This is a genomic window from Streptomyces agglomeratus (assembly GCF_001746415.1).
GTDB lineage: Bacteria > Actinomycetota > Actinomycetes > Streptomycetales > Streptomycetaceae > Streptomyces > Streptomyces agglomeratus.
This window is the reverse complement of the sequence record NZ_MEHJ01000004.1, coordinates 1-13361: the sequence shown is the minus strand read 5'-3', so window position 1 is coordinate 13361 and position 13361 is coordinate 1. Positions and strand designations below refer to the sequence as shown.

Here is a 13361-nt window from a genome sequence, read left to right as displayed (position 1 = left end):
ATGCGCGGGCGCCAAGCGGCTTCACAAATGGAGGTCCACGTCAAGCTTGCCGCCTCCGCCCGCATGGTTCTTTCGGACGTGGAAGCGGCGCTGCAGCGTATGGACCAGGGCCGTTACGGCAGGTGCCACCTGTGCGCCCAGCCCATCGCCCTGGCACGCCTGAAGATCGTGCCGCAAGCCCGCTACTGCGGCCGCTGCCACCACGTCCGAGAAGCAGGTCGGTGACCGTATGTCCGTGTACTTCGCACCCTCTGATGACCCCACCACCTGGCCGGTGTGCCGACGCTGTCCCGGGATCGCCCTTGACATGGGCAGCTCCCGCACCCGCGCCTGGGCGCCCGGCCGCGGGATCATCCTCGACGTCCCCACCATCACCTTCGAGGGCGCCGCAGGGTCCCACCCCATCCAGCGCGGCACCATCGTCGACCCCCAGGGCACCGCACGGATGCTGCAGCGTCTCTTGGGCCCCCGCATTCCCCGCCACGCCCGGCCTCTTATCGCCCTAACCACGCCCGTGCTGGGCGGCATCGCCTACCGCGAGGCAGCGCGCACCGCATTGGAAGTGCTACGCCCCCGGACCGTGTTGACCATCCCCACCGCCACAGCAGTGGCGCTGGGCGCGGGGGCGGACATGAGCCGCCCCCTGCTCATCGTGGACATCGGCGCCCACCTCACCGATGTGTTTCTGCTCAGCGACGGGGCGGTCGTCGATGCGCACCGCACCGCCCTGGGCACCGACGACCTGGACCACGCGACCACCCATCGCACCATCGCCGACGCGGTGACCGGCACGGTGACCGATATGCTCCGAAAGGACCACACCACACAGACCCTCGACGCCGTCCAAAGCGGAGTCCTCCTGGCCGGCGGCGGTGCCCTGCGCCCCCACTTCGCCGGCCAGCTCGCGCAAGACCTACACGTGCCCGTGCGGCTGCTGCCCGCCCCGCACACCGCCGCCCTTCGCGGCGCCGCCAAAATCCTGCAGTCCGCCCGCGGACACCCTTCCGCCACCCACTTCGCCGGCCACCCGCCACCGCGGTAGCAGCAGCGCGGCCGAGCCACCACCCCTGATCGCTCGGTCCGCTGAGTCAGCAGGCAACGGCCTCTTCGCAAGTGAAGGAGAGAGGCGACGTGACCGACGAGATACCGCAGGCCGAGCCGCGCCCCGCCCTGCGCCCCGCCAGACTGTGGCGATGGCGGCGCAGCCCCCTGCGCCGCCCCACCGACCTGGTACAGGCATGGATCGGGCTTGCCCTGACCTTGGCCCTGCTGGCTGCCACCCCGCTGGCCATGGTGCTGGTGGGCACCACCGTGCACCGCTCCCTGCAGCAGACCGCCGACGAACAGGCCCAGTCACGACACCGCACCACGGCCGTACTGCTCCACGACGCCCCCCGCCACCCCGAACCCGGATCACAGGAGGAGCAGCACAGCCGATACCCGGTCAAGGTCCGCTTCACCGGTCCCGCAGGACACCCCCAAACCGCCACGACCGAAGTACGGCCCGGCCTGCCCGCCCAGAGCACTGTCCAGGTGTGGACCACCGACACCGGAAGAATCACCGGCCCGCCCTGGACCGTTGAGCAGATCCGCAGCCGCACCTTCGGCTCGGCCGGCGCAGCCGGCACAGGAGTGCTCATTGCCGGAGCGCTCACCTACGCCGCGGCCGCCCGCGCACTGGACCGGCGACGCCTGGCCGACTGGGACAAGGCATGGGCCCAGACCGCACCCCGCTGGACGCCACCAACATGACAGCCGCTCCCTGGCCAATCAGGCCGGTGACGCGCTTCACAGCCGTCAGTGGACCGAGCACCGTGCATCACCTGACGACTTCAGCTTCGTGGCATTCCCCGCACATCGCTCAAGGGAGAGCTGTACAAGGCAGAGGCCATCATCTGTTCCGATCTGCTGGTTCCGTAGCGAAGGCCGCTCAGAATCACACCGATCAGGCGCAAATCACCTTTCCTCCTCATCGAGGCACCTACGTGCCGTGACGAGGCCGCGGTGACCGGGCCACGACGCGGTTGTTTCAGGCGGCCAGGGCAGCGGTGCCCAGCGCGACCAGCGCGACCAACTTGCCCCCTCGCAGGCGACGTAGACCAGGTGAGCGCGGGAGCGCGCGACGTCCTCTCCGACCAGGACCCGGTCGGAGCGACGGTTGAGGACGGGCCGGACCGCGACCATCTGCACCGCCAGCAGCGCGACGGCGATGACCGTCAGGACGAGCACGGCCACAGGCGGCCCGCCACTGGCGACCGCCACTGGCGACCGCCACGACCACGACTGGAGACGCTCGGCCCGGCATCGACGGGCGCGGTGTGGCGGTTGTCGGAGCCCGGTCGGCAGGTCGACGCCAATGTCGTCCGGATCCCGCCCGAGCGGCGCGTCGAAACCCATGCCGAGCCGGACCTGGATGTCCTTCTGCTGGTCGTGGCCGGCGACGGCACGCTGGTCACCCCTGAGGGGTCGTCCCCTCTGGGTCAAGGCAGCCTCGCCTGGCTGCCCCACGGCTCTACCCGCGGCCTTGCCGCGGGGGAACGGGGCATGTCGTACCTGACCGTTCACCGGCGCCGGCCCGGCATGCGGATCCAGGCCGCTGGAAGCCGGGATCCGGGACCCGGTCGACTGCGGCCCTGAACTGTCCTCTGCTGGGGGTCTTTCTGGCGTAGGCGCCGTCCCACCGAGCTCACGGGAGTGCCGAGCCGGCGTCGTCGTACACAAGAAGGCCGTCATCGCGAAGACGCACGCCTGGCGTCGGACTGTGCGCCGTGAGGCGTCCGTCGTGCATCAGGTGGCGGACGAGCATGCCGCGGGCCAGGACGGCGAAGTCGGCGATCAGGCGCCGGTGGCATCGCCACCACACCGCCTCGCTGCACATCACCACGGTGCGCTCCCGACCCGCTTGTTGCATGAGGGCGTCCATGGCGGAGACGAACTCCGGGCTGCGGGTATGCGCGGCGTAGCCGCGGAAGGACGTGTTACGCCAGACCGTGTCGGGCGAGTTTGGCGGCGGTTTGCGGAAGCCGCCCAGGCGCGGCTCCCACCGGTAGGCGATGCCCTCTTCGGGCATCCACAGGGCCAGCCGATGCCGTGACAGGTCCGGGTCACGGCGGCTGCCGGGAGCGGTCCTGACGTCCACGACGGCGGTGACACCGGCTTCCCGGAGGAGCTGTGACAGTGAAGCCCGGCCTGCGGTGCTGTGGCCGAAGGTGATCAGCCCGAGCCGGGGCATCACGGATCCGTCTGCGGGGCCGGTCCGGTCAAGGTCCATACATCGAGTTCAGCAGCTTCCGGCCGGAACGGCACCGGCCGACCAGCGCCCCGTTCGGCTGTCCAGGTCAGTGAGGCAGGCCGGTTAGGGCGAGGAACTCACTGCGGGATCGTGCATCGCTGCGCAGCAGGCCGAGGAGTGTGGAGGTCATGGTCGTCGTCCCGGTGGCCTGGACGCCGCGCAGCGTCATGCAGGTGTGCTCGGCTTGGATGACGACGCCGACGCCTTTGGGCTCCAGGTGGGCCTGGAGCCAGTCGGCGACCTGCTTGGTGAGCCGCTCCTGCACCTGAGGACGGCAGGCGAAGTACTCCAGGACCCGGGCGAGCCTGGACAGCCCCAGGATCCGGTGCCCGGGCAGGTAGCCGATGTGGGCCGTCCCTACGAACGGCAGAAGATGATGCTCACAGACGCTCCGGAGCGGGATGCTCCGGGCGAGCACCAGTTCGTCGTAGCCCTCGTCGTTGGGGAACGTGGTCAGGTCGAACGGGCGAGGGCTGAACAGTTCGGCGTAGGCGCGGGCCATGCGGCCCGGCGCAGGCTCTCCGAACCGGTGTCGATACCCAGCGCCTGGAGGAACTGCCCCGCTGCCAGTTCAGCGGCCGTCAGATCCACCCCTTGCGCGTCGTGGACCACGCGCAGGGCGGCGGGCACCGCCGCTATCGATGCCTGGTTGACCGCGGCGCCGGGGGCAATGTGCAGGGCGGACTGGAGGTGCTGGGTCATGTCACTCACCCGTCCCGAGTGCGGTGAGCAGGACGAGGACCAGGGTCACGACCGCGGCGAGCCCGTGTCCCGCGACGACGGGGACGGGGAAGTGGCGTTCGGCCGGTGCGCTCTGGCCGGCACCGGCCGGTGCGGCAGCGCGGCCCCGGTGGACGGGAATCCAGCGGGCGAACATCACGAACCCGAGCAGGGCGACGGGCAGCAGGAGACCGAAGGCGGTCCAGGCCAGAGGGTCCTTGCCAGTGACCACGTAGAGGATCCACACGACGAGGCCGACGGCGGCGAGTGCGAAGTGGCCGAAGATGACAGGGACGGGCAGGTGGCTGGTGCCGCCACGGGCGCCGCCGCGTGAAAGCCAGATGCCGAGCATGTAGAAGCCGCCGAGAGCGGTGACCACCCAGGTGATCAGTGCGGCGATGTCCATGGGGAACTCCGTGAGCGGTAGAGGTGAAGGCGTAGTGCCGATGCGTCGCTGGAGGCGCACGGGTCAACGGCGCTCTGAGTGCCGGCGGGAGGAAACGAAACCCTCGACCTGGGTCGCCTCGTCGGCGACGCGGACGCCGTAGCGGTAGGCGAGCTTGCCGCCCAGGAACCCCGAAACGCCGAGCACGGCCAGCGTCACGGCGTTCAGTACGAGCTGCCCCGCCCCGACGCTGCCGGACGGCCCGTCCCGGCGTGACGCCACAGGAAGTTGCCTGCGTACGCGGCGGTCACCAGCAGGTTCAGCGTCATGTGGATGAGGCCAATACGGAAGGCGCGCGTGCCGGCGGGGATGGCGAACAGATCCAGGAACCCGGCCATCGCAGCAGCCAGTGCCCCGATAACGCCCATGGCGATCAGCCACATCGCACCGCGGGCGAGGAAGTCGGGATCGTCCACGAGGTGGGAGGCGATGTCGAAGATGAGGCTGCCCACCCACGCGCCGATCGGCACTGTGACCAGGATCGGATGGAACGGGTGCCCGTACGGGCCGGCGAGGACGGCGCTGACCGGCTGCTTCGCCTGTTGGCGCAGTTCGCTGGACATGGCATGGTCCTCTCCCGCGAGTTTCACTAATGAGTATTGGACTTATTCTCTGGAACAGTCAAGCCGCCAGGGAAGAGAGGCGGACCCGACCGGTTACGCACACACAGATTGGAGTTATCGTGAATGTATGACCTCTGACCTGACCCCGGCTTCTCCTCAGGCCCCCGCCGCTTCGGGGTGGAAGCGGTCTCGGTGCTCGGGACGAGGTGCGCCGCAGGCTGTATGGCTTCATACGGCGCGCCCACCGGCCGGTGACGCGGGAGGAGGCCGCCGCCGATGCCGGGATCTCGGCCAAGCTGGCCGCGTTCCACCTCGACAAACTGGTCGCGTCGGGGCTGCTGACTTCCCGATACGACCACCCGGGCGGCATCCGCAGGGTGGGCCGCAAGCCCAAGGTGTACGAGCCGGCAGACACCGACATCCGCATCTCCATCCCCGAGCGCCGTCCCGACCTCGTGGCCGAGATCCTCATCGACGCGGTCCTCCACCAGCAGCCGGGCGAGGACGCGCAGTCCGCTGCATTGCGCACGGCCCGCCACCGCGGTGAGGAACTTGGAGCCGCGACACGCGCCAGCGGCCGTCCCGGCCGTTTGGGGCCCGAGCGTTCTCTCACGCTTTCCGAGTCCGTGTTGGAGGAGTACGGCTTCGAGCCCGACCGGCAGGCCCCAACCGAGGTGCGGCTGCTGAACTGCCCCTTCCACCCGCTGGCCGCCCGGTCGCCTGAGCTGGTGTGCGGGATCAACCACGCCTTCCTCGGCGGCTTCCTCACCGGCCTGCAGGCAAGTGGGATCGAGGCGGTACTCGCCCCTCACCCGGGCCGGTGTTGTGTGGAACTACGTGCCGCAGCCGGCGGTGCGAGCGTGCCCGAACCTGCCACCGGGTCGTGCGCGAAGGAGGTCTGCACCCGGCCCGCACAGGATCCGGGCGGCACGTGGACGTAATCCCGCGAAACGACGCAAGGGAGAAGATCATGAGTGAGAACCTGGACCGGTTGGCCGCCGAAGGCGTAGCGGTCTGGCTCGATGATCTGAGCCGGGAGCGGCTCGCCAGTGGCGGGCTGGCCGACTTGGTGCGTGACCAGCGGGTGGTGGGCATCACCAGCAACCCGACGATCTTCGCCAAGGCGATCCGCTCGGGTGCCCGCTACGACGCACAGCTCGGTGATCTCGCCCGGCGCGGGGTGCGGGTCGAGGAAGCTGTCAGGCTGCTGACAGCGTTCGACGTGCGCTGGGCCTGTGACGTACTGCGCCCCGTGTACGAGGCCAGTGACGGGGTGGACGGCCGGGTGTCGCTCGAGGTGGACCCGCGCGTCGCGCACGACACGGCGGCGACGATCGCCGAGGCCCGAGCCCTGTGGTGGCTGGTGGACCGGCCGAACCTGTTCGTGAAGATCCCCGCCACCCGGCCCGGCCTGGAGGCGATCAGCACCGCGCTCGCGGAAGGCATCAACATCAACGTCACACTGGTCTTCTCCCTCGACCGTTACGACCAAGTGCTCCGCGCCTTCCTCGACGGCATGGGTAAGGCTCATGCCGCGGGGCGTGACCTGGCGTCCATCGCGTCGGTGGCCTCCTTCTTCGTCAGCCGTGTGGACACCGAGGTCGACAGCCGGCTGGACAAGATCGGCACGCCGGATGCAATGGCCCTGCGCGGGCGGGCCGCGATTGCCAACGCGCGCCTGGCCTACCAGCACTTCGAGCAGGCCGCCGCCTCCCAGGAGTGGCAGGCGCTGGCCGCGGCCGGGATGCGGCCCCAGCGCCCGCTGTGGGCTTCCACCGGGGTGAAGGATCCCGCCTACGCCGACACCCGCTACGTCGACGAACTGGTGGCGCCCGGGGTGGTCAACACCATGCCGGAGCAGACTCTGCGTGCGGTCGCCGACCACGGCCGCATCCAGGGCGACACCATCCACGGCACTTACCCGGCATCCCAGCAGGTCCTCGACGACCTGGAGACCGCCGGAGTGTCCTACGACGACGTGGTCCGCGTGCTGGAGGACGAGGGCATCGCCAAGTTCACCGCCTCCGGCAACGAACTGTTCGAGCAACTGGACGCCGAACTGCAACCCACGCGCACCGCCGCCTGACGCAGCGACAGTCGACGAACGGTCCGAGCACCCCCTCACCGGCGACCACCTATCGGCAGACACACCGGGGAACAAATCAAACCGCTGACAGCGCAGGGCTATCGACAACGATGGCCTGGCCACGGGCGACGCCTGGCAGTGAGCGGATCACCACCCGCCCGCGGGCCGAGCCAATGCAGCAGAGGAGAGGACATGGCCGTGAATAACGCATTCGTGATCGTCGGAGCCAGCCTGGCCGGTGCGAAGGCAGCACAGACCCTCCGCGAAGAGGGCTTCGACGGCCCGATCGTGCTGCTCGGAGAGGAAAGCGAGCGCCCCTACGAAAGGCCGCCGCTGTCGAAGGGCTACCTGCTGGGCAAGGACGAGCGTGACACCGTCTACGTCCATCCTCCCCAGTGGTACGCCGAGCACGACGTCGACCTGCGCCTTGGCAGCACGGCAACCGCGGTCGACCCGGCCGGACACGAGGTGACGTTCGCTGACGGCAGCCGCATCGGTTACGAGAAGCTGCTCCTGACCACCGGCTCCTCACCACGTCATCTGACCGTGCCCGGTGCCGACCTCGACGGCGTGCACTACCTGCGCCGGCTCGCCGACAGCGACCGCATCAAGGAATCCTTCGAATCCGCATCCCGCATCGTGGTGATCGGCGCCGGCTGGATCGGTCTGGAGACCGCGGCCGCCGCCCGCGCGGCGGGCGTCGAGGTCACAGTGCTGGAGATGGCGGAGCTGCCGCTGCTGCGCGTGCTGGGCCGCGAGGTGGCCCAGGTCTTCGCCGACCTGCACACCGATCACGGAGTCGACCTGCGCTTCAGTGTCCAAGTCGCCGAGATCACCGGTACCGAGGGCAGGGCGAACGGTGTGCTGCTGGAGGACGGCAGCCGCATCACTGCCGACGCGGTCATCGTCGGGGTCGGCATCACCCCCAACACTCAGCTCGCCGACGCTGCCGGCCTGGAGGTCGACAACGGCATCCGCGTCGACGCCCACCTGCGCACCTCGCACCCGGACATCTACGCCGCCGGGGACGTCGCCAACGCCTTCCATCCACTGCTCGTCAAGCACATCCGTGTCGAGCACTGGGCCAACGCCGTCAACCAGCCGCAAGTCGCGGCCAAGGCGATGCTCGGCCAGGACGTGGCCTACGACCGTGTGCCCTACTTCTTCACCGACCAGTACGACCTGGGCATGGAGTACACCGGCTACGTCGAACCCGGCGGCTACGACCAAGTCGTCTTCCGCGGCCGAAGGGAGACGCGTGAGTTCATCGCGTTCTGGCTCTCCGGCGGCAGGGTGCTCGCGGGCATGAACGTCAACGTCTGGGACGTCACCGACCCGATCCGCGCTCTCGTCACCTCCGGCCGAGCAGTCGACGCAGGCAAACTCGCCGATGTGGACGTTCCCCTGGCACAGCTTCTCAAGCACCCCGACGCGACCGGCTGATTCGGAGAAGAACCGTTCCGCGAGGGCCTTTCTCATCAGCCCGGTTATCCCGGTCCGGATCGTCGCCGATCAGGCAATGTCGGCCACTCACCGGCGGCGTTCTATTGCACTTCTTCAAGCTGTCCTGTGGCGACGTCGAGGACGAACCCGCGTACGGACTCGCGGTGGGGAAGGTAGGGACTCGCTTTGATGCGGCTGATGGACCGTCGCACGTCGACCTCCACGTCATGAAAGGACTCCTCCGGCCAAAGTGGGCTAAGTAGCCGTATCTCAATCGAACATGGAACGTGTAGGTCGAACAGGTTTCCCGCCGGGGTGATCTTCCCGTTGTGCGCGCATGAAGGCAGGGCCTCTCGGTAGCTCGGGGATGCGAATCTAACCGAGCAGTGCCGGGAGGCCCTGGTGTCGTTGTTGTACGCGTCCGAACCCGTTCAGTTCAACTCGGCTGCTCCATCGTGTGACTGCCTCGCGCATGTGTACGGCAACGCGGCCGACCATCCGGACCGGGAACGCCGGTATCCCTCGGACATGTCGGATGCGGAATGGGCGGCCATCCGGCCTTTGGTGCCGGTGCCGGCCTGGCTTCAGGGACGGGGCGGGCAGCCCGAGGGCTACTGCCATCGGCAGATGTTGGACGCGATCCGTTACCTGGTCGCGGGCGGGATCTCCTGGCGGGCGATGCCCGTGGACTTCCCTGATTGGGGCCGGGTCTACGCGTTCTTCCGCCGCTGGCGCGAGCACGGGCTGACCACAGAGTTCCACGACCGGATGCGCGGACGGGTGCGTGAGCAGGAGGGCCGTGAGGCGGAGCCGACGGCCGGGATCATCGATGCGCAGTCGGTGAAGGCAGCGGCCTCGGTGCCGTCCGTCTCGCGCGGATGGGACGGCGGGAAGAAGGTGGGCGGCCGCAAGCGGCACATCGTGACCGACTGCCTCGGTCTGCTCCTGGTCGTCGCGGTCACCGCCGCGAACATCGGTGACCGGGATGCCGCGGTGGGTCTGCTGCAGCGGCTACGCCGCCTGCACCGCGACATCTGCCTGGTCTGGGCCGACGGCGGTTACACCGGCGGCCTGGTCGACTGGTGCCGGCAGAAACTCGCGCTCACCCTGGAGGTCGTCAAGCGCACCGAAGATACGGCGGGGTTCGTGGTGCTGCCGAGGCGTTGGGTGGTAGAGCGCACGTTCGCGTGGTTGATGCATTCGCGCCGACTGGCCCGGGACTACGAGACGTTGCCAGCCAGCAGCGAGGCGATGATCCGGTGGTCGATGGTCACGCGGATGGGCCGGCGTCTGGCGCGGACACGGGCCGCCGGCCGGCTCTGAACATCCCCGACGTCTCCTGCATGAGCCACCCGCGCTCCACCAGGCGCCTGGCCTTCGAGCGCACCCCCTCGACCTTCGCCGGCGTCGTCTCCAAGCCCAGCCCCACCGTGATCTCCCTGGCCTTCAGCGGTCCTTGGCCCGCCGACTGCCGCTCCTCCAGCACGCCCAGGATCCGCTGGTAGTCCGGCGCCAGCACCGTCACGGGCAGTCCTTCGCGCCAGGGTGGCACGATCGAGCCCGGCACCGGCGCGGGCGCGGTTTCCCGCTCCGCCTCAACCTCGGTCACTGCGGTGGTCCCGGCAACCGAGGCTGCCAGGGCCTCGACCAGCTCTTCCCGCGCGATCACCCGCCGGTCCAGCTCGATCTCGGCGGCCTCCAACACCCCAGCCAAACGGGCGACTTCCTCCCGCAGCCCTTCCACCCGCACCCGGGCCGCTGTCTCCCGCTCCTCCAGCACTCCCAGCACCGACGCCATCGCGCACCCCTCACTCACGGAGCGGAAACAAGACGCCGGATGTCTCCCTCCTTCAGAGCTAGACCATTCCTGACCAGCACAAATCAAGCGATCATGTTCGGTTGAGATACGGCTTCTGAGGAGTTGGGCGGTGCGGTGGCGCAGGGTGGTCACTTCGATCGTCGCGTTGGATGGCCCGGGCAGTGCGAGCTCCCGCCGGAGATGGGCGGCCGTGCGGGCATGGGCGGGATGAAAGGTGAGCACGCCGGCGATGGGCTGGGGGGCCTCCCCCTGAGTGGTGGACACGCTGATACTGGATCTGCTCGATCCGGAGGAAGCGAGAAGACCGCCGATGGCGATGAAGGACTATTCGGACGAGTTCAAGGCCCGTGGCCCTGTACGAGTCCACACCCGGGGCGATCTACAAGAGCATCGCCGCTGACCTGGGCGTCAACCGGGCGACCCTGCGGGAGTGGGTACTGCGGGACCGCGAACGCCGTGGCATCACCGCCGCGGCTGCGAAGCCGGGCGCCCAGCCTCGGGAGGCGGTGCCGTCCGCTGATCCGAACGAGCGGGTGCGGCAGTTGGAGGCCCGGGTGGCCGAGCTCGAGGCAAGTGAGCGCAAGCTCGCCACCGAGCGGGACATCCTCCGCAAGGCGGCCAAGTATTTCGCCGGAGAGACGAACTGGTGATGAGCCGCTTCCAGTTCGTTGACGACCATCGCAACACCTACGAGGTGAAGCGGCTCTGCCAGGTCCTGGACGTGAACCGGTCCAGCTACTACAAATGGCTCGCCGGCGCCGAGGCCCGGGCCACCCGGCAGCGGGAGGACCGGATCCTGGCCGAGGAGATCCGCGAGGTCCACGGCGCATCCGGCGGCGCCTACGGCTCCCGCGCGTGACCGCCGAGCTCCGCGAGAAAGGACGGCGGGTCAACGAAAAGCGCGTCGCCCGGATCATGCGGACGTTCTCCATCACCGGAATCCGCCTGCGCAGACGCGTGCGCACCACCGTCCCCGACCCGGCCACCTCACCGGTCCCGGACCTGTTCCAGCGGGACTTCACCGCCACCGAACCCGGCCTGAAATACATGGGCGACATCACCTATCTCCCCCTGAAAAACGGGGAGTTCCTCTATCTCGCGACCGTGCTGGACTGCTTCAGCCGCAAGGTCGTCGGCTGGTCCATCGCCGACCACATGCGCACCGGCCTGGTCGCCGACGCACTGCGGATGGCGGCCTCGACCCGAGGCGGCCTGGACGGTGCCGTGTTCCACTCCGACCACGGGGCCCAATACGGATCCCGGGCCTTCGCCGGCCTCTGCGACCAGTTCGGAGTGACCCGATCGATGGGCGCGGTCGGCACCAGCGCCGACAACGCGGCCTGCGAAAGCTTCCACGCCTCCCTGAAACGCGAGACCCTCCAGGGCACCCACGACTACGGTGACGCCGACACCTGCCGCAGGACCGTCTTTGCCTGGCTGACCCGCTACAACACCCGCCGCCGGCACTCCGCCAACGGCCACCTCAGCCCCAACGAATACGAACGCCGACACCACACCGCTAAACTCACGCTCGCCGCGTGATCAATAACCGCGTGCCCACCTTCACGGGGGAAGGCCCATTCTTCATCCCTGTGCGACATGTCATTAACAAACCCAGCACGTAGCGTCTGGCAGGCTGATCTTCTACGCGTCGGGACCCGAATTCGGAACTGAGGGGTGTCGTCGGCGTCATCCCTCCTCCTGCGGACTGCGCTCGGTTGGACAACCTGGCGCTGTCGGAAGAGGGCTGCTTCGCTGCCGATCATGGCTGGTTGCAGGGTCTCGGCTGCCCCGCCTGAAAGGTGCAAAGCTCCGCCGTCGGAGATTCTGCCGGTGACGCCGGTGCTCGCACGAGTCCATTCGGCAGTGACTAGAGATGAGAGAGGGGCGCCGATGCGGAGCCGAACGAGCAGGGATGGTCATCGTTTCGTCGGACGTCCGCGTGGCGTTGGGTGCTCTCTACGAAGCAGGCACGTCGCGACGGGTGGGCTCGCGGCCGCAATCCTTTTCCTCTTCGGATGTGAGCTGCCTAGACCGTACGCACCGCCGAGCCCGAACGCTGCGGGTGGGTATACGTATTACATCAGTCCGGATGGTGACGACGAAAATGACGGTATGTCCTCCTCCCGCGCTTGGCGGTCGCTGGCGCGGGCCGACTCGGCGAAGGTTCAAGCCTGGGGACCGGCTGAGACTCCGGGCTGGTGTCCGCTTCCGCGGCGAGTTGACTCTTGGCTCGCAAGATGCGGGAAGCGCGAAGGCTCCCGTGGTGATCGATTCGTACGGCGACGGACGAGCCACGATCGTGGCCAACGGTAAATCAGGAATCTCCGTCCACAACACAGCTGGTGTCGAGATCCGCAATCTCAACCTCGTCGGCGACGCCACCTCGTTCAAGAAGCGGGCCGGCATCAGCTTCTTCGCCGATGCCGCAGGCGGCAAAGAGCTGGACCACGTCACCGTCTCCAATGTCGATATCTCACGTTTCCGGACCGGGATCGGGATCGGCGCGGGAAGGGGTAGCTCAGGCTTCCGCGATGTGCGGGTCACCGACTCCACCGTGCGCGACAACAAGGATGCGGGTCTCGCCACGTACGGGCCCGCCTTCGATGCGGAGGCTCCGAAGTACGCGCATGAGCGTGTGACCCTGTCACGAGTCAAGGCGTACGGCAATGACGGCGACCCAGCGGCCCACGACCGCAATACCGGTAGCGGCATCGTCCTCGGCAGTGTCCGCACCGGCAAGGTACAGCGGTCCATCTCGCACGACAACGGGTCGAAGTCGTCTGCCATGGCAATGGAGGGGCCAGAGGGGATCTGGACGTACGACTCGACCGGATTGGTCATCGAGAACAACGTGTCGTACGCCAACCACACCGGCTCTCGTTCGGACGGTGGCGGGTTCGGCCTGGACAACAATGTGTCCTCCTCGGTGCTCCAGTACAACCTGTCCTTCCGCAACGACGGCCCCGGATACTTGGTCTATTCCGCTGCGG

Annotated in this window: 14 protein-coding genes and 2 pseudogenes; 10 read left to right on the top strand and 6 right to left on the bottom strand. The window is 68.4% G+C overall.

Annotated elements, in window-relative coordinates:
* The 4 genes from AS594_RS40230 to AS594_RS47125 all read left to right on the top strand — a co-directional run.
* Positions 1 to 225 (top strand): TraR/DksA family transcriptional regulator (locus tag AS594_RS40230; RefSeq protein WP_206281783.1); only part of this gene is annotated, 225 nt, incomplete at its 5' end.
* A gap of 4 nt (positions 226 to 229) precedes the next feature.
* Positions 230 to 1042, top strand: coding sequence for a rod shape-determining protein (locus AS594_RS40225; RefSeq protein ID WP_069774564.1), 813 nt, complete (start codon positions 230 to 232; stop codon positions 1040 to 1042).
* An 89-nt stretch (positions 1043 to 1131) separates the two neighbouring features.
* Entirely contained in the window at positions 1132 to 1752 is a 621-nt protein-coding gene (locus tag AS594_RS40220; RefSeq protein ID WP_069774567.1) for an Rv1733c family protein, read from the top strand.
* A 351-nt stretch (positions 1753 to 2103) separates the two neighbouring features.
* Complete coding sequence (locus tag AS594_RS47125; protein WP_240509424.1) at positions 2104 to 2637, top strand: hypothetical protein; 534 nt, start codon at positions 2104 to 2106, stop codon at positions 2635 to 2637.
* 49 nt (positions 2638 to 2686) lie between these two features.
* On the opposite strand, the gene AS594_RS40210 is transcribed toward AS594_RS47125, so the two are convergent.
* The 5 genes and pseudogenes from AS594_RS40210 to AS594_RS40195 all read right to left on the bottom strand — a co-directional run bounded on the left by AS594_RS40210 (position 2687) and on the right by AS594_RS40195 (position 5020).
* Entirely contained in the window at positions 2687 to 3271 is a 585-nt protein-coding gene (locus AS594_RS40210; protein WP_069935740.1) for a DUF488 domain-containing protein, read from the bottom strand.
* A 67-nt stretch (positions 3272 to 3338) separates the two neighbouring features.
* Positions 3339 to 3994: pseudogene (gene folE / locus AS594_RS40205) on the bottom strand (GTP cyclohydrolase I).
* Position 3995: 1 nt separating this feature from the next.
* On the bottom strand, positions 3996 to 4418 hold the full coding sequence (locus tag AS594_RS40200) for a hypothetical protein (protein ID WP_069774548.1): 423 nt from the start codon (positions 4416 to 4418) through the stop codon (positions 3996 to 3998).
* A gap of 63 nt (positions 4419 to 4481) precedes the next feature.
* Positions 4482 to 4616: a DUF2231 domain-containing protein gene (locus AS594_RS47120; protein ID WP_240509423.1), complete on the bottom strand. Its 135-nt coding sequence runs from the start codon at positions 4614 to 4616 to the stop codon at positions 4482 to 4484.
* 5 nt (positions 4617 to 4621) lie between these two features.
* Positions 4622 to 5020: a DUF2231 domain-containing protein gene (locus AS594_RS40195; RefSeq protein WP_240509422.1), complete on the bottom strand. Its 399-nt coding sequence runs from the start codon at positions 5018 to 5020 to the stop codon at positions 4622 to 4624.
* A 251-nt stretch (positions 5021 to 5271) separates the two neighbouring features.
* Between AS594_RS40195 and AS594_RS40190 the strand changes: the two genes are divergently transcribed.
* The 4 genes from AS594_RS40190 to AS594_RS40175 all read left to right on the top strand — a co-directional run bounded on the left by AS594_RS40190 (position 5272) and on the right by AS594_RS40175 (position 9872).
* On the top strand, positions 5272 to 5961 hold the full coding sequence (locus tag AS594_RS40190; protein WP_240509421.1) for a helix-turn-helix transcriptional regulator: 690 nt from the start codon (positions 5272 to 5274) through the stop codon (positions 5959 to 5961).
* Positions 5962 to 5990: 29 nt separating this feature from the next.
* Positions 5991 to 7106 (top strand): transaldolase, encoded by a 1116-nt coding sequence (gene tal, locus AS594_RS40185; RefSeq protein WP_069774553.1) that lies wholly within the window; start codon positions 5991 to 5993, stop codon positions 7104 to 7106.
* 192 nt (positions 7107 to 7298) lie between these two features.
* A complete protein-coding gene (locus AS594_RS40180) occupies positions 7299 to 8549 on the top strand; it encodes an NAD(P)/FAD-dependent oxidoreductase (RefSeq protein WP_069774554.1) in 1251 nt (416 codons plus the stop codon).
* Between the two features lie 528 nt (positions 8550 to 9077).
* Positions 9078 to 9872 carry an IS5 family transposase gene (locus AS594_RS40175; RefSeq protein ID WP_107383068.1) on the top strand — a complete coding sequence of 265 codons (795 nt, stop codon included), beginning with the start codon at positions 9078 to 9080 and terminating at the stop codon, positions 9870 to 9872.
* Here AS594_RS40175 and AS594_RS40170 read toward each other — a convergent pair.
* Positions 9820 to 10347 carry a hypothetical protein gene (locus tag AS594_RS40170; RefSeq protein WP_107358027.1) on the bottom strand — a complete coding sequence of 176 codons (528 nt, stop codon included), beginning with the start codon at positions 10345 to 10347 and terminating at the stop codon, positions 9820 to 9822. The two genes, AS594_RS40175 and AS594_RS40170, sit on opposite strands and share 53 nt — an antisense overlap.
* A gap of 331 nt (positions 10348 to 10678) precedes the next feature.
* On the opposite strand from AS594_RS40170, the pseudogene AS594_RS40160 reads away from it, so the two are divergent.
* A pseudogene (locus AS594_RS40160) lies at positions 10679 to 11910 on the top strand (IS3 family transposase).
* Positions 11911 to 12634: 724 nt separating this feature from the next.
* Positions 12635 to 13361: right-handed parallel beta-helix repeat-containing protein (locus AS594_RS40155; RefSeq protein ID WP_240509420.1), on the top strand; the 727-nt coding region annotated here is incomplete at its 3' end.